At 41.5% G+C, this 22,863-nt stretch carries 41 protein-coding genes; all 41 read left to right on the top strand.

All coding sequences use genetic code 11. The features are described 5' to 3' along the window. The coding region (tuf, locus tag JJE29_01900; protein MBK5251382.1) for an elongation factor Tu at nt 1–142 on the top strand (142 nt) is incomplete at its 5' end. A gap of 327 nt (nt 143–469) precedes the next feature. Beyond that, nucleotides 470–787 carry a 30S ribosomal protein S10 gene (rpsJ, locus tag JJE29_01895; protein MBK5251381.1) on the top strand — a complete coding sequence of 106 codons (318 nt, stop codon included), beginning with the start codon at nt 470–472 and terminating at the stop codon, nt 785–787. Nucleotides 788–876: 89 nt separating this feature from the next. Continuing rightward, complete coding sequence (rplC, locus tag JJE29_01890; protein ID MBK5251380.1) at nt 877–1,509, top strand: 50S ribosomal protein L3; 633 nt, start codon at nt 877–879, stop codon at nt 1,507–1,509. A 30-nt stretch (nt 1,510–1,539) separates the two neighbouring features. Continuing rightward, on the top strand, nt 1,540–2,163 hold the full coding sequence (rplD, locus tag JJE29_01885) for a 50S ribosomal protein L4 (GenBank protein ID MBK5251379.1): 624 nt from the start codon (nt 1,540–1,542) through the stop codon (nt 2,161–2,163). Next, nucleotides 2,163–2,453 (top strand): 50S ribosomal protein L23, encoded by a 291-nt coding sequence (gene rplW, locus JJE29_01880; protein MBK5251378.1) that lies wholly within the window; start codon nt 2,163–2,165, stop codon nt 2,451–2,453. The genes rplD and rplW overlap by 1 nt, the downstream gene beginning before the upstream one ends. A gap of 32 nt (nt 2,454–2,485) precedes the next feature. After that, nucleotides 2,486–3,313: a 50S ribosomal protein L2 gene (gene rplB, locus JJE29_01875; protein MBK5251377.1), complete on the top strand. Its 828-nt coding sequence runs from the start codon at nt 2,486–2,488 to the stop codon at nt 3,311–3,313. 56 nt (nt 3,314–3,369) lie between these two features. Then, nucleotides 3,370–3,648: a 30S ribosomal protein S19 gene (rpsS, locus tag JJE29_01870; GenBank protein ID MBK5251376.1), complete on the top strand. Its 279-nt coding sequence runs from the start codon at nt 3,370–3,372 to the stop codon at nt 3,646–3,648. 33 nt (nt 3,649–3,681) lie between these two features. Then, on the top strand, nt 3,682–4,017 hold the full coding sequence (gene rplV, locus JJE29_01865; protein ID MBK5251375.1) for a 50S ribosomal protein L22: 336 nt from the start codon (nt 3,682–3,684) through the stop codon (nt 4,015–4,017). 14 nt (nt 4,018–4,031) lie between these two features. Next, nucleotides 4,032–4,748 (top strand): 30S ribosomal protein S3, encoded by a 717-nt coding sequence (gene rpsC, locus JJE29_01860; protein MBK5251374.1) that lies wholly within the window; start codon nt 4,032–4,034, stop codon nt 4,746–4,748. A 29-nt stretch (nt 4,749–4,777) separates the two neighbouring features. Then, the gene (rplP, locus tag JJE29_01855; protein ID MBK5251373.1) at nt 4,778–5,221 is read left to right on the top strand and encodes a 50S ribosomal protein L16; all 444 of its coding nucleotides are present in this window, start codon (nt 4,778–4,780) and stop codon (nt 5,219–5,221) included. Beyond that, complete coding sequence (gene rpmC, locus JJE29_01850; GenBank protein ID MBK5251372.1) at nt 5,211–5,405, top strand: 50S ribosomal protein L29; 195 nt, start codon at nt 5,211–5,213, stop codon at nt 5,403–5,405. Before rplP ends, rpmC begins: the two co-directional genes overlap by 11 nt. 22 nt (nt 5,406–5,427) lie before the next feature. Then, nucleotides 5,428–5,685: a 30S ribosomal protein S17 gene (gene rpsQ / locus JJE29_01845; GenBank protein MBK5251371.1), complete on the top strand. Its 258-nt coding sequence runs from the start codon at nt 5,428–5,430 to the stop codon at nt 5,683–5,685. A gap of 23 nt (nt 5,686–5,708) precedes the next feature. After that, on the top strand, nt 5,709–6,077 hold the full coding sequence (rplN, locus tag JJE29_01840; GenBank protein ID MBK5251370.1) for a 50S ribosomal protein L14: 369 nt from the start codon (nt 5,709–5,711) through the stop codon (nt 6,075–6,077). A 17-nt stretch (nt 6,078–6,094) separates the two neighbouring features. Further along, nucleotides 6,095–6,406, top strand: coding sequence for a 50S ribosomal protein L24 (gene rplX, locus JJE29_01835; GenBank protein ID MBK5251369.1), 312 nt, complete (start codon nt 6,095–6,097; stop codon nt 6,404–6,406). 25 nt (nt 6,407–6,431) lie between these two features. Continuing rightward, nucleotides 6,432–6,971, top strand: a complete 540-nt coding sequence (rplE, locus tag JJE29_01830) for a 50S ribosomal protein L5 (protein MBK5251368.1) — start codon at nt 6,432–6,434, stop codon at nt 6,969–6,971. Nucleotides 6,972–6,984: 13 nt separating this feature from the next. After that, on the top strand, nt 6,985–7,170 hold the full coding sequence (locus JJE29_01825; protein MBK5251367.1) for a type Z 30S ribosomal protein S14: 186 nt from the start codon (nt 6,985–6,987) through the stop codon (nt 7,168–7,170). A gap of 20 nt (nt 7,171–7,190) precedes the next feature. Further along, nucleotides 7,191–7,589, top strand: coding sequence for a 30S ribosomal protein S8 (rpsH, locus tag JJE29_01820; GenBank protein MBK5251366.1), 399 nt, complete (start codon nt 7,191–7,193; stop codon nt 7,587–7,589). A gap of 29 nt (nt 7,590–7,618) precedes the next feature. Continuing rightward, nucleotides 7,619–8,158 carry a 50S ribosomal protein L6 gene (gene rplF / locus JJE29_01815; GenBank protein MBK5251365.1) on the top strand — a complete coding sequence of 180 codons (540 nt, stop codon included), beginning with the start codon at nt 7,619–7,621 and terminating at the stop codon, nt 8,156–8,158. A gap of 17 nt (nt 8,159–8,175) precedes the next feature. After that, complete coding sequence (rplR, locus tag JJE29_01810; protein MBK5251364.1) at nt 8,176–8,544, top strand: 50S ribosomal protein L18; 369 nt, start codon at nt 8,176–8,178, stop codon at nt 8,542–8,544. 17 nt (nt 8,545–8,561) lie between these two features. Then, nucleotides 8,562–9,068 (top strand): 30S ribosomal protein S5, encoded by a 507-nt coding sequence (gene rpsE, locus JJE29_01805; GenBank protein MBK5251363.1) that lies wholly within the window; start codon nt 8,562–8,564, stop codon nt 9,066–9,068. A gap of 21 nt (nt 9,069–9,089) precedes the next feature. Further along, nucleotides 9,090–9,263, top strand: a complete 174-nt coding sequence (gene rpmD / locus JJE29_01800; GenBank protein MBK5251362.1) for a 50S ribosomal protein L30 — start codon at nt 9,090–9,092, stop codon at nt 9,261–9,263. A gap of 18 nt (nt 9,264–9,281) precedes the next feature. Beyond that, complete coding sequence (rplO, locus tag JJE29_01795; protein ID MBK5251361.1) at nt 9,282–9,722, top strand: 50S ribosomal protein L15; 441 nt, start codon at nt 9,282–9,284, stop codon at nt 9,720–9,722. Beyond that, nucleotides 9,722–10,996 carry a preprotein translocase subunit SecY gene (gene secY, locus JJE29_01790; protein MBK5251360.1) on the top strand — a complete coding sequence of 425 codons (1,275 nt, stop codon included), beginning with the start codon at nt 9,722–9,724 and terminating at the stop codon, nt 10,994–10,996. The genes rplO and secY overlap by 1 nt, the downstream gene beginning before the upstream one ends. A 21-nt stretch (nt 10,997–11,017) precedes the next feature. Further along, a complete protein-coding gene (locus tag JJE29_01785) occupies nt 11,018–11,668 on the top strand; it encodes an adenylate kinase (GenBank protein ID MBK5251359.1) in 651 nt (216 codons plus the stop codon). Next, the gene (gene map, locus JJE29_01780; protein MBK5251358.1) at nt 11,668–12,414 is read left to right on the top strand and encodes a type I methionyl aminopeptidase; all 747 of its coding nucleotides are present in this window, start codon (nt 11,668–11,670) and stop codon (nt 12,412–12,414) included. The genes JJE29_01785 and map overlap by 1 nt, the downstream gene beginning before the upstream one ends. Before the next feature lie 14 nt (nt 12,415–12,428). Further along, entirely contained in the window at nt 12,429–12,719 is a 291-nt protein-coding gene (locus JJE29_01775) for a KOW domain-containing RNA-binding protein (protein ID MBK5251357.1), read from the top strand. 15 nt (nt 12,720–12,734) lie between these two features. Next, on the top strand, nt 12,735–12,953 hold the full coding sequence (gene infA, locus JJE29_01770) for a translation initiation factor IF-1 (GenBank protein ID MBK5251356.1): 219 nt from the start codon (nt 12,735–12,737) through the stop codon (nt 12,951–12,953). Between the two features lie 16 nt (nt 12,954–12,969). After that, entirely contained in the window at nt 12,970–13,083 is a 114-nt protein-coding gene (rpmJ, locus tag JJE29_01765; protein ID MBK5251355.1) for a 50S ribosomal protein L36, read from the top strand. A gap of 110 nt (nt 13,084–13,193) precedes the next feature. Further along, the gene (gene rpsM, locus JJE29_01760) at nt 13,194–13,562 is read left to right on the top strand and encodes a 30S ribosomal protein S13 (GenBank protein MBK5251354.1); all 369 of its coding nucleotides are present in this window, start codon (nt 13,194–13,196) and stop codon (nt 13,560–13,562) included. A gap of 18 nt (nt 13,563–13,580) precedes the next feature. After that, a complete protein-coding gene (rpsK, locus tag JJE29_01755) occupies nt 13,581–13,976 on the top strand; it encodes a 30S ribosomal protein S11 (GenBank protein MBK5251353.1) in 396 nt (131 codons plus the stop codon). A 24-nt stretch (nt 13,977–14,000) separates the two neighbouring features. Beyond that, nucleotides 14,001–14,624 carry a 30S ribosomal protein S4 gene (gene rpsD, locus JJE29_01750; protein ID MBK5251352.1) on the top strand — a complete coding sequence of 208 codons (624 nt, stop codon included), beginning with the start codon at nt 14,001–14,003 and terminating at the stop codon, nt 14,622–14,624. Nucleotides 14,625–14,676: 52 nt separating this feature from the next. Further along, nucleotides 14,677–15,627, top strand: a complete 951-nt coding sequence (locus JJE29_01745; protein MBK5251351.1) for a DNA-directed RNA polymerase subunit alpha — start codon at nt 14,677–14,679, stop codon at nt 15,625–15,627. A gap of 23 nt (nt 15,628–15,650) precedes the next feature. Next, nucleotides 15,651–15,992 carry a 50S ribosomal protein L17 gene (rplQ, locus tag JJE29_01740; protein MBK5251350.1) on the top strand — a complete coding sequence of 114 codons (342 nt, stop codon included), beginning with the start codon at nt 15,651–15,653 and terminating at the stop codon, nt 15,990–15,992. Nucleotides 15,993–16,103: 111 nt separating this feature from the next. Beyond that, a complete protein-coding gene (locus JJE29_01735; protein ID MBK5251349.1) occupies nt 16,104–16,940 on the top strand; it encodes an energy-coupling factor transporter ATPase in 837 nt (278 codons plus the stop codon). Continuing rightward, complete coding sequence (locus JJE29_01730) at nt 16,925–17,788, top strand: energy-coupling factor transporter ATPase (protein MBK5251348.1); 864 nt, start codon at nt 16,925–16,927, stop codon at nt 17,786–17,788. The genes JJE29_01735 and JJE29_01730 overlap by 16 nt, the downstream gene beginning before the upstream one ends. Beyond that, complete coding sequence (locus tag JJE29_01725) at nt 17,781–18,578, top strand: energy-coupling factor transporter transmembrane protein EcfT (protein MBK5251347.1); 798 nt, start codon at nt 17,781–17,783, stop codon at nt 18,576–18,578. Before JJE29_01730 ends, JJE29_01725 begins: the two co-directional genes overlap by 8 nt. A 43-nt stretch (nt 18,579–18,621) precedes the next feature. After that, nucleotides 18,622–19,146 (top strand): DUF2179 domain-containing protein, encoded by a 525-nt coding sequence (locus JJE29_01720; protein ID MBK5251346.1) that lies wholly within the window; start codon nt 18,622–18,624, stop codon nt 19,144–19,146. Between the two features lie 14 nt (nt 19,147–19,160). After that, on the top strand, nt 19,161–19,901 hold the full coding sequence (gene truA / locus JJE29_01715; GenBank protein ID MBK5251345.1) for a tRNA pseudouridine(38-40) synthase TruA: 741 nt from the start codon (nt 19,161–19,163) through the stop codon (nt 19,899–19,901). 155 nt (nt 19,902–20,056) lie between these two features. Further along, nucleotides 20,057–20,491 (top strand): 50S ribosomal protein L13, encoded by a 435-nt coding sequence (gene rplM / locus JJE29_01710; GenBank protein MBK5251344.1) that lies wholly within the window; start codon nt 20,057–20,059, stop codon nt 20,489–20,491. Between the two features lie 17 nt (nt 20,492–20,508). Next, nucleotides 20,509–20,901: a 30S ribosomal protein S9 gene (gene rpsI / locus JJE29_01705; protein MBK5251343.1), complete on the top strand. Its 393-nt coding sequence runs from the start codon at nt 20,509–20,511 to the stop codon at nt 20,899–20,901. 391 nt (nt 20,902–21,292) lie between these two features. Beyond that, complete coding sequence (gene amrA, locus JJE29_01700; protein ID MBK5251342.1) at nt 21,293–22,708, top strand: AmmeMemoRadiSam system protein A; 1,416 nt, start codon at nt 21,293–21,295, stop codon at nt 22,706–22,708. The last annotated feature ends 155 nt before the right edge of the window (nt 22,709–22,863 follow it).

The raw sequence follows: 22,863 nt of genomic DNA, 5'->3' as shown, positions 1-22,863 counted from the left end.
TGAAATGTGCATGCCTGGAGACAACATCGAGATGACGATTGAACTTATCACTCCGATAGCCATCGAAGAAGGCCTCCGATTCGCCATAAGAGAAGGCGGAAGAACAGTAGGAGCAGGCGCGGTAGCAACAATAATCGAATAGTCAAAGGTTAAACCGGGAGATAAGACAGAATTCTCCCGGTTTTTTTGTCACATCGAAGTAAATGAACTAAAGAATAAAAACATTTCACAAAACACTTGAAAAATGAACATGTAGGGAGTATAATACTATGGTGTGTAAGGACTGCGATGAAATGGAAGGTTGCCGGCTTAGCTGGGGGAATTTTCATGGAGAATGTCCGTTCAAGAATCGGGCGACAGGACGTGTAAATGTGCTTTTTATTAAAAAAAAGCCGCGACACACCCGGCAAAGTTTACAATGTCCGGTTGTACGTTAACTAAGCGTACGATGAAAAAAGGAGGGAAAAACATGGCAAATTCAACAAGCCAAAAAATCAGAATCAGATTAAAATCTTATGACCATAAGATTCTTGACCAATCTGCTTCAAAGATAGTGGAAACTGCTAAAAGAACAGGAGCTGAGGTCTCCGGACCAGTGCCTCTTCCGACTGAAAAGCAGATTGTGACCATCTTGAGAGCGGTACACAAGTACAAGGATTCGAGGGAACAGTTCGAAATGAGAACACATAAGAGACTGATTGATATTTTGAGCCCCACGCCTAAAACTGTAGATGCACTAATGAGATTGGATCTTCCGGCTGGCGTGGACATCGAAATCAAACTATAATTGCAACGACTAAGATACAGGTTATTTAACCCAATGTTTTAGTACGATTGCTACGGCAATCCGCTGTAAGATTAATGGGAGGTGCAAGTATGAAGGGAATTTTAGGAAGAAAAATCGGGATGACGCAAGTCTTTAAGGAAGATGGACGATTGGTGCCGGTATCGGTTATCGAAGCGACTCCGATGGTAGTAGTTCAAGTAAAGACAACGGATACTGATGGATACGAAGCAATTCAAATCGGATTCGGAGATATCAAAGAATCAAAAGTTAAAAAGCCGATGAAGGGCCACTATGGCAAAGCCGGCGTTGACGCCAAGAGAAACCTTGTGGAATTCAGAGTCGACAATGCTTCCGAGTATGAGGTTGGACAAGTAATAAGCGTTGATACATTCAAAGAGGGAGACTTCATCAATGTATCGGGTATTTCAAAAGGTAAGGGAACGCAAGGTACCATAAAGAGATACAATCAAAGCATAGGGCCTAAATCTCACGGTTCCAAGTTTCACAGAGCAGCGGGATCATTGGGGTCTTCAGCCTCTCCGTCAAGAGTATTCAAGGGAATGCACATGGCCGGAAGAATGGGCAACGAGCAAGTAACTGTAAAGAACCTGCAAGTTGTAAGAGTGGACATGGACAGGAACCTTTTGCTTGTAAAGGGTGCGGTACCCGGACCCAAGAAAGGCATCATAACAATCAAAGAAAGTGTAAAGAATGGCAGATAGTGCCTATTCTTGAAGAAAGGAGGGTTTAAAGTGCCTAAATTGGATATATTGAATGTTTCTGGACAAAAAGTCGATGAAATAGAACTGAATGAAAACGTTTTCGGAGCGGAAATAAATGAACACGTACTTTACGAGGCCGTAAAGAACTATTTAGCCAACCAAAGACAGGGAACGCAATCAGCTAAAACCAGAGCAGAGGTTAGGGGCGGAGGCCGCAAACCTTGGAAGCAAAAAGGAACTGGCAGAGCGAGAGCTGGAAGTACACGTCAACCAAACTGGGTTGGTGGAGGAGTAGTATTTGCACCGAAACCGAGGGACTACAGTTATAAGATTCCCAAGAAAATGAAAAGGGTAGCCATGAAATCGGCGCTTACATCGAAAGTGGCTCTTAATGAGCTTATAATCTTGGATGAATTGATGCTTGAAGCTCCAAAGACAAAAGAAATGATTAGCATCCTTGCAAATTTGAAAGCGGGAAGCAAACCGATCATTATCACTGACGATATGAACGCAAATGTTATAAAATCATCCGCCAACATTCCGGGAGTGCAAACTACCTATGTTGGAAGAATGAATATTTATGAGATATTAAACAGCAACTCTTGCATCATTACAAAAGAGGCAGCAAAAAAAATTGAGGAGGTGTATGCATAATGAGAACACCTTACGATATAATTTTTAAGCCTATTGTTACAGAGCGTAGCATGGAAGGTATGTCAGAGAAAAAGTATACCTTCAAGGTTGATAAAAGAGCAAATAAAACACAAATCAAACAGGCCGTAGAGGAAATTTTCGGGGTCAAGGTCGATAGGGTAAGCACCATGAACATGACTGGAAAAGTCAAGCGCATGGGCAAATTCGTCGGAAAACGTTCCGATTGGAAAAAAGCCATAATCAAATTGACTGAGGACAGCAAAGAAATCGAATTTTTCGAAGGCTTATAAAAGGACTTTATAGCAAAAGGAGGTAAGAAGCCATGGGAATCAAGAGTTTCAGACCCACTTCTCCTGGATTGAGACAAATGACAGTTTCAACCTTCGAGGATATAACCAAGAAGAAGCCTGAAAAGTCTTTGGTTGTAACCTTGAAAAAGCATTCCGGAAGAAACAATCAGGGTAAAATAACTGTTCGCCATAGAGGCGGCGGTGCAAAAATAAAATACAGAATCATAGACTTCAAACGTTTGAAGGATGATGTTCCGGCGAAGGTTGAGGCGATAGAGTATGACCCCAATCGTTCCGCCAACATTGTACTTTTGGCTTATGCCGATGGCGAAAAAAGTTATATACTTGCTCCACACAAGATCAAGGTGGGCGACAAGGTTATGAGCGGCAATAACGCTGACATAAAACCGGGCAACGCAATGGAGATGGGCAATATTCCGTTGGGTACCACGATTCACAACATCGAAATGAAGCCTGGAAAAGGCGGACAGATGGTAAGGTCCGCAGGCAACTCGGCTCAACTTATGGCAAAGGAAGGCAAATATGCTTTGGTTAGATTGCCATCCGGAGAGGTAAGAAAAGTTCGCATTGAATGCCGCGCAACCATTGGCCAGGTTGGAAACATTGACCACGAAAACCTGAATATTGGTAAAGCTGGCAAAACGAGGCATATGGGCATCCGCCCGACAGTAAGAGGATCGGTAATGAACCCGAACGATCACCCTCATGGTGGTGGAGAAGGGCGTGCTCCGATTGGAAGACCGTCGCCAATGACTCCTTGGGGCAAACCTGCATTAGGTTACAAAACCCGTAAAAAAGGAAAAGCCTCTGATAAGCAAATTGTCAAAAGGAAAAAATAATATAAAAATGTCTAACGAAGATAATCAAAGATACATCGAAGGGAGGAACACCAAAAATGGGAAGATCTCTTAAAAAAGGACCTTTTATTGACCAGAAACTCCTCAGAAGAATTGAAGAGATGAACGATAAAAATGAAAAACGCGTAATTAAGACATGGTCGAGAGCATCGACAATATTTCCTCAAATGATCGGACATACCCTTGCGGTATACGATGGCAGAAAACATGTGCCGGTTTATGTCACAGAAGATATGATAGGACATAAGCTTGGAGAGTTTGCACCCACAAGAACTTTCAGAGGCCACGCAGGGGACAGAAGCAGCAAAGTCAAGTAGCATCAGAAAAAGTATCGGAAGGAGGGTTTTGCTATGGAAGCGAGAGCTATAGCTAAATACGTCAGAGTTTCATTTAGAAAGATTCAGCCGATTGCCGTTATGGTGAGAGGAAAAAACGTAGATGAAGCCTTGGCGATACTGAAATTTACGCCTAACAAAGGCGCAAGAGTATTTGAAAGTGTAATAAAATCAGCCAAAGCCAACGCTGAAAACAATCATGAAATGGATTCGGAAAAGCTCTATATCGCAGAAATTTATGCGAACAAGGGACCGCACATGAAAAGATGGAATGCCGGTTCTATGGGTAGGGCAAACCCGATTCTTAGAAGAACTAGTCATGTCGGTGTTGTTTTGAAAGAAAAAGCGTAAAAGGAGGGGAAAGCATGGGTCAAAAAGTTAATCCGCACGGTTTAAGAGTCGGAATCATCAAGGATTGGGACTCTAAATGGTACGCAAACAAGAAAAATTTCGCCGACCTTTTAGTTGAAGACTATCAGATCAGGGAGTTTGTAAAGACAAAACTATATACATCTGGAATCGCAAAGATTGCAATTGCGAGGAAAGCCAACAATAAAGTCAATATAAATATTTTCACTTCAAAACCCGGCATGGTTGTCGGAAGAGGCGGAGAGTTGATTGAAGCCCTCAAGAAGGATTTAGAGAAATTGACTGGCAAAACGGTGTATATTGATATTTCTGAAGTTGCAAGACCTGATAGAAATGCTCAGTTGGTAGCTGAAGGTGTTGCGTTTTCGCTTGAAAGAAGGGTTTCCTTCAGACGGGCAATGAAGCAGGCCATGGGCAGAGCTATGAAATCGGGAGTTCAAGGCATCAAGATTATGGTTTCAGGACGTTTGGGTGGAGCAGAAATCGCCAGAACAGAAAATTATAGCCTAGGCAATGTGCCGCTGCAGACTCTTAGAGCTAACATTGAATACGGCTTTGCAGAAGCCAACACAACATACGGCAAAATCGGAGTCAAGGTATGGATCAACAAGGGCGAGATTCTTCAAGGAATGGCTCAGGATGAAGTGGTCGATAAAAATAGCAAGAGACCGCCTAGGAAAAAAACAAGAAGACCGAGAAAAAGTAGCAATTAAGAGCAGCAAATGGGAAGGAGGAAAGCACCATGTTAATGCCTAAACGAGTCAAGCGACGTAAAGTTTTTAGAGGCAGAATGAAAGGCAAAGCCAATAAAGGTAACACTATTTCATACGGCGAATACGGTTTGATGGCCATGGAGCCAGCATGGATAACTTCTAATCAAATAGAAGCCGCGCGTATCGCCATGACAAGATATATGAAGAGAGGCGGAAAGGTTTGGATTAAGATTTTCCCACACAAACCTGTTACTCAAAAGCCAGCAGAAACCCGTATGGGAGCCGGTAAAGGTTCTCCAGAATACTGGGTTGCGGTTGTAAAGCCGGGAAGAATAATGTTTGAATTATCAGGTGTCAGCGAAGAAGTCGCAAGAGAGGCTTTGAGATTGGCCGCTCACAAATTGCCCATCAGATGTAAGTTTGTAAGCAAGGAAAGTGCGGCTGAAAAAGGTGGTGAAGCTAATGAAAACTAAAAAATTGCGTGATATGACATCGCAGGAATTGGACAATCAATTCAATGACTTGAAGAGCGAATTGTTTAATTTGAGATTTCAATTAGCCACTGGACAGTTGGACAATCCTGTAAAAATCAAGTATGTAAAGAAAGATATTGCAAGAGTTAAAACTATACAAAAAGAAAAAGAATTGAACGCATAGAAAATGAAGGAAGGAGGTCTGCATCATGGAAAGAAACAGCAGAAAGACAAGGGTTGGCAAGGTTGTCAGCGACAAGATGGACAAGACCATAGTTGTTGCAGTTGAAGATTTCGTTCGTCATCCCCTTTATAAGAAAGCGGTTAAGAAGACAAACAAATTCAAGGCCCATGATGAAAACAATGAGTGCAATATTGGCGACAAAGTGCGAATCATGGAAACAAAGCCTTTAAGTAAAGATAAAAGATGGAGACTCGTACAAATCATAGAGGAAGCTAAATAGACTTTCCGAGAGGAGGGAAACCGATGATACAACAAGAATCACGTTTGATCGTAGCAGATAACTCTGGAGCAAAAGAAGTTTTGTGCATTCGAGTTTTGGGCGGATCGGGTAGAAGATATGCCAGCATTGGCGATGTTATCGTTTGTAGCGTTAAAAGAGCAACACCAGGTGGCGTTGTCAAGAAAGGCGATGTAGTTAAAGCTGTCGTTGTAAGGACTAAAAAAGGTATTAAGAGAAATGATGGAGTCAAGGTAAAATTCGACGAGAATGCGGCAGTAATCATTAAGGATGACCAATCTCCCGTTGGAACACGTATTTTTGGACCTGTTGCAAGAGAATTGAGAGAAAAGAACTATATGAAGATTGTCTCGCTAGCTCCGGAAGTGCTTTAACCTAGGAGGTGAAAGGAATGCATATCAAAAAAAATGACACTGTTGTCGTTATTTCAGGAAAAGACAAAGGCAAGCAAGGCAAAGTTTTGCAGGCTTTTCCCAAAACAGATAAAGTTATAGTAGAAGCTGTCAATATGGTGACAAAGCATCAGAAGCCTTCAGCTAAGGTTCAACAAGGTGGAAGAGTTCACCAGGAAGCGCCTATCCATGCGTCTAATGTAATGCTCTACGATGTAAAGGCAAAAGCACCTACAAGAGTGGGCAGCAAGAGACTCAAAGACGGTAAAAAAGTACGAATCTCGGTCAAAACTGGAGAAGTGATTGACTGATTGATGGTGAAAGGAGGTCTTAAACATGGCTAGACTAAAGGAAAAATACAAGAATGAAACAGCAAAAGCCTTGATGGAAAAATTCAAATACAAAAATGTTATGGAAATTCCCAAGCTTGAAAAAATTGTTGTGAACATGGGCGTTGGAGATGCTAAGGAAAACGCGAAGATATTAAATGTGGCTGCCGACGAATTATCCATAATAACCGGGCAGAAACCTGTCATAACGATAGCGAAAAAATCTGTGGCAAATTTCAAATTGCGTGAAGGAATGCCAATTGGTACTAAGGTCGATCTCAGGGGTGAAATGATGTATGAGTTTTTCGATAGACTCGTAAACATTGCACTTCCAAGGGTAAGAGATTTTCGGGGTCTTAAGACGAGTGCTTTCGACGGAAGAGGAAATTATTCCATGGGCGTTAAAGAACAGCTCATTTTTCCGGAAATTGAGTTTGACAAGATTGACAAGGTTCGTGGAATGGATATCGTTTTCGTAACGACAGCCCAGACTGATGAAGAGGCTTATGAACTTCTCAAACTGATGGGTATGCCATTCAGCAACTAAAGGAGGCGAAAAAATGGCGAAAAAATCTCTTAAAGTTAAGCAATCAAGAAAAGCAAAATTCTCCACAAGAGAATATAATAGATGCAGAATATGCGGAAGACCGCATGCTTATCTGAGAAAATTCGGTATATGTCGTATTTGTTTTAGAGAATTGGCTTACAAAGGCCAAATACCGGGAGTCAAAAAGGCTAGCTGGTAAAAAGAAGGGAGGTAGAAAACATGGCAATGACTGATCCTATCGCTGATATGCTTACTAGAATTAGAAATGCAAATTCAGCAAATCATAAAACTGTTGACATACCGTCTTCTAACATGAAGAAAACCCTTGCGGGAATCCTTTTAAACGAGGGATATGTTAGAGGCTACAATGTCATAGAGGACGACAAACAGGGCGTGCTCCGGGTTCAACTTAAGTATGGTCCCAACAAGGAAAAAGTTATCACAGGCATCAAACGTATTTCAAAGCCGGGTTTGAGAGTCTATACAAAAGGCGAAGAAATGCCTAGAGTGCTTGGTGGATTAGGAATAGCAATCATTTCTACATCTAAAGGCATCGTAACGGATAAGGATGCTAGAAAGATGGGCGTAGGCGGCGAAGTGATCTGCTACGTTTGGTAGCATGAATTTTTAGTATTGGAGGTGTAAGTATGTCTAGAATCGGCAAAATGCCTATAGATGTACCCAGTGGGGTAGAAATAAAAATTGCCAAGAACAATCTTGTCACAGTAAAAGGCCCATTGGGTGAATTAAGTGAAAAAATAAGTGAAAGAATGAAAATTGCCATAGATGGAAACGAATTGACAGTTAAAAGATTAAACGACACTAAAATCAACCGTTCGCTTCATGGCCTCAGCAGAACCTTGATAAACAATATGGTTCTCGGAGTTACTAAAGGCTATGAAAAGAAGCTGCAGATTATTGGTGTAGGATATCGTGTTGCCAAGAAAGGCAAAGCGTTGGATTTCAATCTTGGTTTTTCTCATCCTTTGGAAATGGAAGATCCTGATGGCATCACAACTGAGGTTCCCAACCAAACAGAAATAGTGGTAAAAGGAATCAGCAAGCAACGCGTGGGCAACTACGCTGCAATAATCAGAGGACTCAGACCGCCGGAACCCTACAAGGGAAAAGGCATAAGATATGAGAATGAGCAAGTTAGACGTAAAGAAGGAAAAGCAGGTAAGTAGAAAGGGAGTGACAACGGATGATTAAAAAGCTAAGCAAGAATGAAAAAAGAAAAAAGCGTCATCTTCGAATGAGAAATAAAATCGTCGGAACTCCTGGAATGCCCCGTTTGAATGTATTCAGAAGTTCTAAGAATATTTATGCACAAGTGATTGACGATGCAGAAGGAATAACACTTGTATCGGCTTCATCTCTCGAAAAAGATGCTTCTGAAAACATAACGAATGGTGGAAACAAGGAAGGCGCAAGAGAAGTTGGCAAAATGGTAGCTAAAAAAGCTTTGGAAAAAGGCATCGAATGTGTTGTTTTTGACAGAGGCGGATACATCTACCACGGCCGAGTTAAAGCATTGGCTGAAGGCGCAAGAGAAGCCGGACTTAAATTTTAGGTAAAGGAGGTTAGGTTATGCTCGGAGAAAAAATTGATGTAAGCAAGCTTGATTTAAAAGAGCAAGTTATAAATATCAATCGTGTAACAAAGGTTGTAAAAGGCGGACGAAATTTTAGATTCAGTGCACTTGTGGTCGTAGGAGACGAGAACGGCCATGTTGGAATTGGTACTGGGAAAGCACTTGAAGTGCCAGAGGCAATAAGAAAGGCAATTCAAGCCGCCACAAAAAATGTCGTAACTGTTTCCAGAGTCGGAACTACCATACCTCATCAAATTAGAGGAAGGTTTGGCGCAGGCAAAGTCCTTATAATGCCGGCAAAAGAGGGTACCGGAGTTATTGCCGGAGGACCTGTGCGTGCGGTATTGGAATTGGCTGGAATCAAGGATGTAAGAGCTAAGTCTCTTGGAAGCAATAATCCGCAAAACATGGTTAATGCTACTATGCAAGGACTTATGAGCATGAAAACTGTTGAAATTGTTGCAAAACTCAGAGGAAAATCTGTTGAAGAAATTAGAGGTTAGGGGGGAACAACCTTGGCTAATATGTTGAAAATAAAACTTATTAAAAGCACAATAGCCTCAAAGCCGAATCATCGTAAAAATGTCAAAGCTTTGGGACTCAGAAAAATCGGACAAGTCATTGAAAAAGATGACAACTCTCAAATAAGAGGCATGATCAGGAAAGTTGAACATTTACTTGAAGTTGAAGAAATATAAGTTGGAGGAGGTGTAGCCATGAAACTTCATGAGTTGAAACCTGCAAAAGGTGCAGTTAGAAATAGAAAGCGACTTGGAAGAGGAACTGCGAGCGGGCAGGGAGAAACTTCCGGAAGAGGCGCTAACGGACAAAACGCCAGATCGGGCGGAGGTACAAGACCCGGTTTTGAGGGAGGCCAAATGCCTCTTTATAGGAGACTTCCCAAGAGGGGATTCACCAATATTTTCAAAAAGGTTTGGTCAATAGTAAACATTGAAGATTTAAATAGATTCGAAGACAACGCAGAAATCACACCGGCAATTCTTTTAGAAAGCGGTTTGATCAAAAAATTGAATGAAGGCGTAAAAATTCTTGGAAATGGTGAAATTGAAAAGAAGCTGACAGTAAAAGCTAACCAATTCACAAAGTCTGCTCAAGAAAAAATTGAAGCAGCTGGCGGAAAGGCAGAGGTGATTTAATGCTCCGTACCTTAAGGAATGCCTGGAAGATTCCGGATCTTAAAAAGAGGATATTGTTTACACTGATGATGTTCGCCATTTTTAGATTAGGGACATCCATCCCAGTACCTGGAATTGATAGAGAAATATTGAATCAGTTCTTTGCGTCGGACGGGGGACTCCTTAATTTCTTTAACTTCATGTCAGGTGGAGCGTTTAAGAATTTTACCATATTTGCACTTAGTATTACACCATACATTACATCGTCAATCATAATGCAACTTTTGACCATTGCAATTCCTAGGCTTGAAGCTTTAGCCAAGGAAGGTGAAGAGGGCAGAAAAAAAATTGCTCAGTTTACACGTTATGGGACAGTTGTTTTGGCGGTCATTCAGGCAACAGGAATTAGCATAGGTCTCTTTAGAAGAGCGCTTATATCAACTGATTTCTGGGCAGTGGCTACTGTAATAATCACACTTACGGCAGGAACGGCTTTCTTGATGTGGCTCGGGGAGCAAATCACAGAGAATGGAATAGGCAATGGAATATCCTTGATAATATTTGCAGGGATCATTTCAAGAGTTCCGCTTGGAATCAGCCAGACCTTTCAAAAGGTTTCGGCCGGAGAAATATCGGTTCTTCCATTGATCATATTTGCTGTGTTGGCGCTTTTCGTAATAGCAGCAGTAATTGCTATACAACAGGGAACAAGAAAAATACCGGTACAGTATGCCAAGCGTGTTGTGGGCAGAAAAATGTACGGCGGACAAAGCACTCATATACCGCTTAAAGTGAATCAAGCAGGGGTTATCCCGGTTATATTCGCAATTTCGCTGCTGCAATTCCCACTGACGCTCACATATTTCTTCCCGGATGGAGGGTTTGCCAACTTTATTGCAAAATACCTTTCCCCAACTGGAAGTCCCGGCATCTATTTTTACAATTTGCTTTATGCTCTTCTGATTATATTTTTCACATACTTCTACACGGCTATTACTTTCAACCCTGTTGAAGTTGCAGATAATATGAAGAAGAACGGCGGATTCATACCCGGCATAAGACCTGGGAAAAAAACAGCCGAATATCTACAAAAATCATTAAACAAAATAACCTTGGCAGGAGCATTTTTCCTGGCAATGATAGCCGTTTTGCCGACCCTTATCTTGAACTTCACTAGCATTGATTTCAGATTCGGGGGAACAGCACTCTTGATTGCGGTAGGGGTTTCACTTGAGACCATGAAACAAATAGAGGCGCAGATGGTTATGAGGCATTACCAAGGTTTTCTTAAATAATATCGTATTGGAGGGGTTAATATGAGATTGATACTTTTAGGACCTCCTGGGGCCGGAAAAGGAACTCAGGCAGTCGGTATCGTCAAGGCTTTTGGTATCCCCCATATTTCTACAGGAGATATCTTCAGAAAAAACCTTAAAGAAGGTACGGAACTAGGTGTAAGAGCCAAAAACTTTATGGATAAGGGGCTTCTTGTTCCGGATGAACTGGTAGTTGAAATCGTGGAAGACAGACTCAAAGTAAAAGATTGCGAAGAGGGATTTCTGCTTGATGGATTTCCAAGAACGTTTGTTCAGGCTAAAGAGCTTGACGAAGTGCTCGGTCGCATGAATGTCAGCATGGACAATGTTGTCAATATTGAAGTCGATAAAAACATTTTGATTGGAAGAGCCGTAGGCAGAAGAATCTGCCGAGGCTGTGGAGCCACTTATCATGTGGAATTCAACCCATCCGCCAAAGATGGAGTTTGCGATCTTTGCGGAGGGGAACTGTATCAAAGAAGCGATGACAACGAAGAGACTGTTTCAAAGCGCATACAGGTTTATTTGGATCAGACCCAGCCTTTGATTGAATATTATTCGAAGCAGGGCATCTTGATTGATATTGATGGAAAGCAGGACATAGCAAAAGTTGCAACTGATATTGGAGAAGCATTGAAGGGTAATTCCTAATGGTTACAATCAAGACAGGGCAGGAAATTGAATATATGAAAGAAGCTGGGAAAATTGTGGCTGAGGTCCATAAATTAATGGAGGAAGTCATAAAGCCTGGCATGACAACGCTTGAACTGGATCAAATCGCTGAAAAGAAAATCATCGAATTGGGAGCAATCCCGGCATTCAAGGGCTATGGAGGATTTCCTGCTTCCATATGCGCTTCCGTTAACGAACAGGTTGTGCATGGCATACCTGATGGACGGGTGCTTAAAAAAGGTGATATTATAAGTGTGGATGTCGGTTCGAAAATAAAAGGTTATTATGGCGATGGGGCGAGAACATTCCCTGTCGGCGAAATCAGCGACGAGGCCGAAAGGCTCATAGCTGTGACGCGCCAAAGTTTTTTCGAAGGTTTTAAGTATTGCAAAGTGGGATACAGATTATCGGATATATCACATGCGGTACAAAAATATGTCGAGGAAAATGGCTTTTCCGTAGTAAGGGATTATGTTGGTCACGGAGTCGGTACTGCGTTGCACGAGGATCCGCAGGTTCCGAATTATGGTCCTCCCGGAAAAGGTCTGAGACTTGCTGCCGGGATGGTTATTGCAATCGAACCCATGGTAAATGCAGGAACTTTCAGGGTGCAGACACTTAGTAATGAATGGACTGTTGTTACGGCGGACGGCAAGTTATCTGCCCATTACGAACACACAATCGCGATTACTGAGGGAGAGCCGATTATACTGACTCAACTGTAAAAGAGGTGTCTGAATTGCTGGATACAAAAGAATTAAAGATAGGGCAATTTGTAAGATCAAAGGCTGGAAGAGACAAAGGAAGAGTTTTCATAATTGTTGAAGTGATTGATGATCAATATGTTATAGTTGCAGACGGCGACCTGAGAAGAATCGGCAATCCGAAGAAAAAGAAGGTCAAGCATCTTTCCAAGTACAATTTGGTAAGTGAGCTGATTGCAAGGAGAAACAATCAAAACATGACAATAACGAATCTGATGCTCAGAACGGAAATCGACAAGCTCGAAACCGACCGACCCATAGAATAGGAGGAATGCTTCCTAATGGCTAAAGAAACTGCAATTGAAGTAAAAGGCGTCGTCTTAGAGGCTCTGCCGAATGCAACATTTAAAGTGGAATTGGAAAATGGACATGTTGTTTTGGCCCATATTTCAGGTAAACTGAGAATGCATTACATTCGAATATTGCCCGGCGACAAAGTAACAATGGAGCTGTCTCCTTACGATTTGACCAGAGGCCGAATCACATGGCGAGGCAAGTGATAGAGGAGGGGAAATAATGAAAATCAGATCTTCTGTAAAACCAATGTGTGAAAAATGTAAAGTTATAAAAAGAAAAGGCAAGGTCATGGTTATTTGTGAAAATCCCAAACACAAGCAAAAGCAAGGTTGATGCTTGATGCAGGGTTGAGTATGATTTACTGTCAATTCAAATAAAAGCGCGGCTGCACTAATGAATTGAAAACAACAACAAACGGATTCAAACAGGAGGTGTACGGTTTAATGGCGAGAATCGCAGGCGTTGACTTGCCAAGAGATAAAAGAGTCGAAATTGGATTGACTTATATCTTTGGTATAGGAAGATCAAATTCCCAGAAAATCTTGGCGAAAGCTGGAATCAACAAGGATACTAGAGTCAAGGATTTGACGGAAGAGGAAGTCAGCAAGCTTAGACAAATCATCGTCGATGAGCATCAAGTCGAAGGAGATCTTAGACGGGAAGTTGCCTTGAATATAAAGAGACTCAAGGAAATAGGCTGTTATAGAGGAATACGTCATAGAAGAGGTCTTCCAGTTAGAGGCCAAAAAACTAAGACAAATGCAAGAACGAGAAAAGGCCCCAAAAGAATGGTAGGCCGCAAGAAGAAATAGCAAAGGAGGTTTTGAAACATGGCGAAGATAGTGCGTAAAGCACGTAGAAAAAAACGTGAGAAAAAGCATATAGAGCGTGGGCAGGCACATATTCAGTCCACATTCAACAATACAATTGTGACATTGACCGACATGTCCGGCAATGTTATTGCATGGGCAAGCGCCGGAGGACTCGGATTCAAGGGTTCAAGAAAATCCACTCCTTATGCAGCGCAAATGACGGGAGAGCAAGCCGCAAAAGATGCTATGGAGCATGGCCTCAAGCATGTTGAGGTTTTTGTAAAGGGTCCTGGAGCAGGCAGAGAGTCAGCAATAAGATCTCTTCAGGCCACTGGATTGGAAATTAGTTCAATCAAAGATGTTACTCCGGTACCGCACAATGGTTGCAGACCGCCCAAACGTAGAAGAGTTTAAGTTAGATTAGGAGGTGAAAGTAGAATGGCAAGATACACAGGACCATCATGCAGACTTTGCCGAAGAGAGGGACAGAAACTTTTCCTGAAAGGCGAAAGATGCTATAGTGATAAATGTGCAATGAACAGACGTGCTAAAGCGCCTGGACAACATGGCGAGGGAAGAAGAAACAAGCCTTCCAACTATGGAATTCAATTAAGAGAAAAGCAGAAGGTCAAAAGATATTACGGACTCTTGGAAAATCAATTCAAGAGGCATTTTGACAAAGCAGAAAAGCAAGCGGGCATCACAGGCGAAAACTTCCTGAGAATACTCGAAACTCGTTTGGACAATACTGTGTTCAGAATGGGAATGGCCGCTTCAAGAAAAGAAGCACGCCAACTCGTTACACACGGACATTTTACAATCAATGGCAAAAAGGCTACGATTCCTTCGATGATGGTAAAAATCGGGGATGCGATAGCGGTTAAAGAGAAGAGCAAATCTTCACCCAAGTTTAAGGAAATTGCTGAAAAATCGGTAAGTGTTCCGAGCTGGTTGTCGGTTGATCCTGAAAAAATGGAAGGTAAAGTTGTAGCGTTGCCGGCCAGAGAAGATATTGATATACCGGTCGAGGAACATTTAATCGTAGAATTGTATTCCAAATAATTAGAATCCGGTAACCCTCGGAATGACAATATGCTAAGAGGGAGGGCATTGTATGATAGAAATAGAAAAACCGAGAATTGAATGCGTCGAAATGTCAAGCGATGGCACATATGGAAAAATTGTCGTAGAACCTCTTGAAAGAGGCTACGGGATAACCATAGGCAACAGTCTGAGAAGAATTCTTCTTTCGTCTTTGCCTGGTGTGGCTGTCAAATGGATTAAAATTGATGGTGTACTGCACGAGTTTTCAACTATTTCAGGAGTAAGCGAAGATGTAGTTGATATCATACTCAACTTAAAGGGATTGTCCGCTAAGATTCACTCTGATGAATCGGTCAAGGAAGTAAGAATTGAGAAAAAGGGGCCGGGAATTATTACGGCGGGAGACATCAAGGCTGACGCCGATGTTGAAATCCTTAATCCCGACATGTATATTGCAACAATCGATGAAGATTCGGAAATGAACATGGTACTTGGAATTGCCAGAGGAAGAGGCTATGTGTCTGCCGAAGGCAACAAGAATGAAGAGATGCCTATCGGAGTAATCCCTATGGATTCAATCTATACCCCTGTAAGAAAAGTCAACTACAAAGTTGAAGATACAAGGGTTGGACATGTTACAGATTTCGATAAATTAACGATTGAGGTTTGGACCGATGGCAGCATCAGTCCCGATGAAGCAGTTTCACTTGGTTCAAAGATAATGAGTGAACATTTAAATCTTTTCATATGCTTGACTGAGAGTATTAGTGATGTAGAAATAATGGTAGAAAAAGAAGAGGACAAGAAGGAAAAAGTGCTTGAGATGACTATAGAAGAACTTGATCTTTCGGTCCGTTCCTACAACTGTCTTAAGCGTGCCGGAATCAATACGGTTGAAGACCTTATACAGAAAACCGAGGATGACATGATGAAAGTAAGAAATCTCGGAAAGAAATCCTTGGAAGAAGTTAGGGAAAAATTAATTGAATTGGAACTGATCCTTAAGCAGGATGATGAATAGACTTAAATAAAGGAGGGATCTTTATGGTTGGATACAGAAGGCTGGGTCGCAGAACCGACCACAGGAATCTCATGCTAAGAAATATCGTGACAAGCTTGATTAAGAGCGGTCGCATTGAGACAACTGAGGCTAAAGCCAAAGAAGCCAAGAGAATAGCGGAAAAAATGATTACGCTGGCTAAAAGAGGCGACTTGCATGCAAGACGTCAAGCTATGGCTTATATGCTTGATGAAACCGTTGTCAAGAACATGTTTGATGAAATCGCACCTAAATACAGCGATAGAAACGGCGGTTACACGAGAATAATCAAAATTGGACAAAGAAGAGGAGACGCTTCACCCATGGTTCTTTTGGAACTGGTATAGTCGTCTGAAGAGCAATCAAGGGGTTAAGTCAATACTTAATCCCTTTTTTTATGTGTGCCCGGCATGGGCACAATCTATAGAGTTATAATAATTGGAAGTAGAGGCAAAGCAATGGAAAATATTATCGAAGTAAAAAAAGCTTCATATAAATATATAATTGAAGAAGAGGAATTCTTGGCGGTTGACAATGTGGAGTTTCAGGTCAAGCGCGGTGAATTCGTTGTTGTGATAGGTCACAACGGCTCAGGAAAGTCCACATTGGCTAAAATGCTAAATGCAATACTTCTTCCATGTGATGGCCAAGTGCTGGTCAATGGAATGGACACTAAAGACGAAAATAATCTTTGGGAAATCAGAAGAAGCGCTGGAATGGTTTTCCAAAATCCAGATAATCAGATAGTAGCTACAATTGTGGAGGAAGATGTTGCTTTTGGCCCGGAAAATTTGGGTATTCCTCCGCTAGAGATAAGAAAAAGAGTAGATTTGGCCATAGCAGCCGTGGGAATGGATGAATACAAGCGAAAACCTCCCCACCTATTGTCGGGCGGCCAGAAGCAGAGGATTGCGATTGCTGGTATATTGGCGATGAAGCCCGAATGCATAATTCTTGACGAGCCGACAGCTATGCTTGATCCCGCAGGCAGAAAAGAAGTCATCGAAACAATCACCGGTCTCAACAAAAGAGAAGGAATAACAATTATTCATATAACGCACTTCATGGAGGAGGCTGTTCGCGCCGACAGAATTTTGGTAATGGATGACGGGAAGATAGTCATTCAGGGAACACCAAAAGAGGTCTTTTCCAGGCCGGAAATCATTATGGAATGCGGACTTGACTTGCCTCAGGTGACACTTTTGGCAAACGCCCTTAAAGCGGAGGGGCTAAAGGTAAAAGACGGTATACTGACTATGGAAGAAATGGTGGATGAATTATGTCGATTATTGTAAAGGATCTTACACACACATATAACCCCAAAAGCCCTTTTGAAACCATGGCTCTCAGAAACATCTGTTTTGAAATAGAAACAGGTGAATTTACAGGGCTCATAGGCCATACAGGTTCAGGAAAGTCTACGTTAATACAGCACCTCAACGGGCTGCTTAAGGCTGAGTCCGGCACAATACTGATAAACGGACTTGATATTACAGGAAAAAAAGTTAAAATGAATGATGTCCGAAAAAAAGTCGGCCTCGTGTTCCAATATCCGGAGTACCAGCTTTTTGAAGAAACAGTTGAGAAGGATGTTGCTTTTGGACCTGGAAATTTGGGACTTTCGGAAAAAGAAGTGAATGAAAGGACAAAGGAAGCTATTGAAACGGTTGGACTTGATTTTGATGAGATAAAGGATCGCTCTCCTTTTGAACTGAGTGGAGGTCAGCGGAGACGGGTTGCAATTGCGGGAATAATTGCGATGAAACCAGAGGTTCTCATATTGGACGAGCCGACAGCCGGCCTGGATCCCAGAGGGCGAAGCGAGATTCTCGAAAAGATTAGTTTGCTTCATAAAAAACATAATACGACAGTGCTTTTGATTTCTCATAGCATGGAAGATATAGCAAGGCTTTGCGGAAAGGTTCTTGTAATAAACAAGGGTTCAATAGCTTTTTCCGGAACGCCAAAAGAAGTTTTCTCACAGGTTGATGCGCTTGAAAACATAGATTTGGGAGTGCCCCAGATGACAGCGCTAATGGAAAAACTGAGTCAGAGATTAACTGATGTTAAAAAGGGGGCATTGACAGTGGAAGAGGCCAAAGAAGAAATAATGAGATTGGCAAGGAGCAGAAAAAATGCTTAGAGATATAACTATAGGACAGTACTATCCCGTCGAATCAATGGTTCATCGCAGGGATCCGAGGCTTAAGATATTATCTGTTTTTGGATTCGTTATCGTTCTGTTTTTAGTCGATTCATTGTCCAATTATTTATATGTGGCCGCACTTTTAGGGATTGTGATAGCCTTGTCGAAAGTCCCTCTGAAGTACATACTTAAAGGGCTTAAACCGATATTCTTGATAATTCTGTTTACCTTCACAATTAATATGTTTTTGACGCGTGGAGAGGTTCTTTATGAAATTGGGATTTTCAAAATCACTAGGGAAGGCTTGAATCAGGCGGTTTTCATGAGTCTTAGACTCGTATTCCTTATTATAGGGACATCAATCCTGACGTTGACAACATCTCCGATAGAACTGACTGACGGAATAGAAAAGCTCCTTGGTCCATTTAAGAAAATAGGAGTGCCGGCACATGAATTGGCAATGATGATGACCATTGCGCTAAGATTCATTCCGACAATACTTGAGGAGACTGACAAGATAATGAAGGCCCAAATGGCAAGAGGGGCCGATTTTGAAAGTGGAAACATTGTAAAGAGAGCCAAAAGCCTTATTCCACTGCTTGTTCCTCTATTCATAGGGGCATTCAGACGCGCGGATGATTTGGCCACCGCCATGGAGGCAAGATGCTACAGAGGCGGCAAAAGTAGAACCCGTATGAAGCAGCTTAAGTTTAATAGAGGTGACGCGGCGGGTTCGATTATGGTATTTTTATGTTTTGGATATCTGATATTTTTAAGGTTCAGATGAACATGAAAGGTTTACAATATATCAATAAGGAGAGAAAATAAAAGTGGAAGCATTAATTTTAAAAGGTTTGTACATTTTTTTGGCGCGTGTAATAATTGCAGCGCTGGTGTCTATCAGGACCATTCTGATGACTAAAAACAAAAAGTTCTTTTCATCATTTATAGGATTCTTTGAATCCCTTCTTTTCATAGTGGTATTGGGTACTGTAATGAATGACCTAGATAATATATGGTTCATAGGAGCCTATGCCATCGGATTTTCGGTGGGCAATTATGTTGGAATAATGATAGAAGAAAAAATTGCGTTAGGAGAGCTTGTGCTCAGAATCATCGTTGATCAAAGAGAGGACCGATTGGTTGACGAGCTCAGGAAAAACGGCTTTGGCGTAACTGTTATAAAAGGTGAAGGCAGAGATGGAGAAAGGTATCTTTTGTTTATAAGCCTAAAGCGCCGGGACTTAAATAGAATTTACGAAATAATAGAAAAGAATCATGTGAGCAGCTTCATTTGCACAAGCGACGGAAGAGTCAACAAAGGCGGAGTTTTCAGAGGAAGAACTAGACATTGACGGCAGGTGGGAAAGTGAAAAACATAAAACTTACTATTGAATATGACGGGACTGATTTCTGCGGATGGCAGAAGCAAGTAGGTCTAAGGACTGTCGAGGGAGTCCTGAACAATGCATTGTCAGTTGTTTTAAATGAAGAAGTGTCAATCATTGGCTCCGGGAGAACAGATGCAAAGGTCCACGCATTGGGACAGGTTGCCAATTTTAAATCGGAAACTCAAATTGCATTGGACAGATTTTCGCGGGCGGTGAATGCATACCTTCCTCCGGATGTGGCAATACTTTCGGCAGAGGAAGTTCCTATGGATTTTCATTCGAGATACGATCCAAAAAGAAAAACATATCTATACAGGGTTCAAAACGGGAGTGTATGCAGACCTGTTTACAGAAACTACGCATACCATTATTATCGCAATCTCGAAGAAGAAAAAATGCGGAAGGCGCTTCAAATGTTTATAGGGGAGCATGATTTCAAGGCATTCATGTCTTCTGGATCGAAAATAAAGAAGACGGTTAGGACGATTTATAAGGCGAAAATTTCCCGGGAAAACGATCTGCTTATTATGGAAGTTGAAGGAAACGGTTTTTTGTACAACATGGTCAGGAGAATAGTCGGAATAGTGCTTGAAGCAGGAAGCGGAAGTCTGGAAATTGGTGAAATTCCTAAAATACTAGAAGACAAAGACAATAGGCGAACAATGCGATTGGCTCCGCCTCAGGGTCTTTATCTAAAAACGGTAAAATATATCGATTAGAAGTTATTTGCCTTGACACCTGAAGACTGGCGTATTATAATATCAAGAGTGTGAAAAGTGAAATATTCAAGCAAACCCAATGCCCCGGGTTTTGAAAATTCATTTTTTTAATAGAATAAACATATGAAGCATATTCATATTTGGGAGGTAAAGTAATGAAAAGTTTTGTAGCTAAGCCTCATGAGGTTGTAAAGAAATGGTATGTGGTAGATGCAACAGATAAGCCGCTTGGAAGATTGGCATCGCAAGTTGCCAATATTATCAGAGGAAAACACAAACCGATTTATACACCGCATGTGGACACAGGTGATTTCGTAATCATCATAAATACGGACAAAGTTAAGTTGACAGGCAAGAAGCTTGATCAAAAAATGTACAGATGGCATACTGGCTATCCTGGCGGACTCAAAGAGAGAACGTATAGAGAAATGATGGCTACTAAATCCGATAGAATCGTATACGAAGCAGTAAAGGGTATGGTTCCCCACAACAAGCTTGGTAGACAGGTAATTAAAAAACTTAAAGTGTGCAAAGGTGCGGAACATAACCATCAGGCTCAAATGCCTGAAGATTTGGACATACAAGTATAAAGAAGGAGGATGGTTAAATGGCTAGTGTTCAGTATTATGGAACCGGAAGAAGGAAAAAGTCCATTGCCAGGGTTAGATTGGTGCCTGGAAATGGTAAAATTCTAATAAATGGTAGAGATATTGAAGAGTATTTCAACTACGAAACTCTCAGAATGGAAGTAAGAAGACCTCTTTTGCTGACTGAAACAGAAAGCAAATTTGATGTTTTAGCGAAAGTTAATGGCGGAGGAACAACAGGCCAAGCCGGAGCTTTAAGACACGGAGTTTCAAGGGCGCTTTTGAAAGCGGACGGAGAACTCAGAGGGGTACTTAAGAAGGAAGGATTCCTTACAAGAGACTCTAGAATGGTTGAAAGAAAGAAATACGGTCTTAAAAAAGCAAGAAAAGCATCTCAATTCTCAAAAAGATAAGTTTTGTTATTCTAAGCACCATGCATATGCATGGTGCTTTCATATTGTCGACAAGCACCAATTTCTGCGTTGCTTCATAAAACAGTAGGCAGCTTGCAGTGGGCAGTTTGCAGCAAAAGATTAAGAACAAAAGATGAAAGAAAAAGCAAAAGGCAAAATAGCCGGCAGTTTGCAGTTTGCAGAGAAAGTTTAAAGACTAAAGAAAAAATCATTGGAATGCATCAATAGTTTAATTGGACTGCATTTGTGATTCAAAACGCTTTTGTATTTTTCCAAAACTGACCAATGTGGTATTGTTTACTTAATCAGAAAGCGAAATGCTCATGCATTATGCTTTTTAGTTTTGCGGCGCGACAATGGGGGTAATATATTTTTAAAGGGGGCTTTGCAAATGGGGAAAGTACTGTCGGCATACCTAATGCCTCATCCACCTATAATAATTAAGGAAATAGGCAAGGGGGAAGAAAAAAAATTAAGTGCGACCATCGAGTCTATGGAATATATTGCAGAGGATGTGAGGCAAAAGAGACCCGATACCATCATAGTAATAACACCGCATGGGCCGGTTTTCAGAGATGCCATAGCAATATCCTATGGATCCCTTTTGAGAGGGACTTTAGAGCGTTTTAACGCCGGCAATGTCTATGTGAGCAAGAACAACAACAAAGTGCTTGTTGATGAAATAGTAAATAGAGCCGGTCTTCGCTGCATTGTTACTGCCAAGGTGGATGATTTGACAGCTAGGCAGTATGACCTAGAAGAAGGACTCGATCATGGCACGATAGTACCGCTTTACTTTATAGATAAAAAGTACAAGGCTTACGATTTGATACACATAACATACGGAATGTTGTCATGCGAGGATTTGTACAGCTTCGGGAAAGCGATACAGGAAGCTATAGAGAGAAAGGACTTCAATGTATCGGTAATAGCAAGCGGTGACCTGTCCCATAGGCTGAGGGAAGATGGCCCCTACGGATTCCATTCTTCCGGGCCGGCATTCGATGATAAGCTGCTTGATCTTATAAGGAATAAAGACTACAAGTCAATAGTGAAATTTGACCGTAAGGAAAGTGAACCGGCCGAAGAATGCGGCCTAAGGTCTCTGGACATACTCCTTGGATGCCTTGACGGAATTGAAAACTATCCGGAGGTGCTCTCATATCAAAAGCCTTTTGGAGTCGGATACGGGGTAGCAGTATTCAACATAGCGACAGCTTCTGAGGATATAAATGAAAGCCTTGTTGACAGCCTGTATGAAGAGCGGAATGAATATTTGCGTAAGATAAGGGATAATGAGGATGCGTATGTAGGACTGGCTAGGATGTCTCTTGAGAACCGTGTCCTTGGAAAGGAGCCGGTTGAGTATTCCACAGAATTTCGAAAAGAGCTCATAGAAAATAGGGCGGGAGTTTTTGTGAGCCTTAAAATAAATGGTCAGCTTAGAGGCTGCATAGGAACCATTTTTCCTACAAAAGAAACAATCTTTGATGAAATAAAAGACAATGCACTGAAGGCAGGATTGGAGGATCCAAGGTTCTTGCCGGTTGATAAAGACGAACTTTATGAAATTGAGTATTCGGTGGATATCTTGGAAAAACCGGAAAAGATATATTCGATAAGGTCTTTGAACCCAAAGGAATATGGTGTCATCGTAGAAAAAGGTATACGAAGGGGATTGCTGCTTCCCAATCTTGAGGGCATAGACAGCGCGGAGGAACAAATACGAATAGCACTTCAAAAGGCGAATATAAATCCCGATGAGGATTATGAACTTTCGCGATTCCGCGTAATAAGACATTATTGACCAAATACTATATATTGTGTGGATAAAAATGTGGACAATGTGGATAAGTTTTCGTTTAACCCTGATTAATATGAAAAAACGGAGCAAATTATCCACAGACTTATCAAGAAGCCTATGGATAATCAACATGTTGGGTATGCAATGGTTTAATTGAC

Source organism: Peptostreptococcaceae bacterium, assembly GCA_016649995.1.
Lineage (GTDB): Bacteria > Bacillota > Clostridia > Peptostreptococcales > BM714 > BM714.
This window is presented reverse-complemented; position numbering and strand designations above follow the sequence as displayed.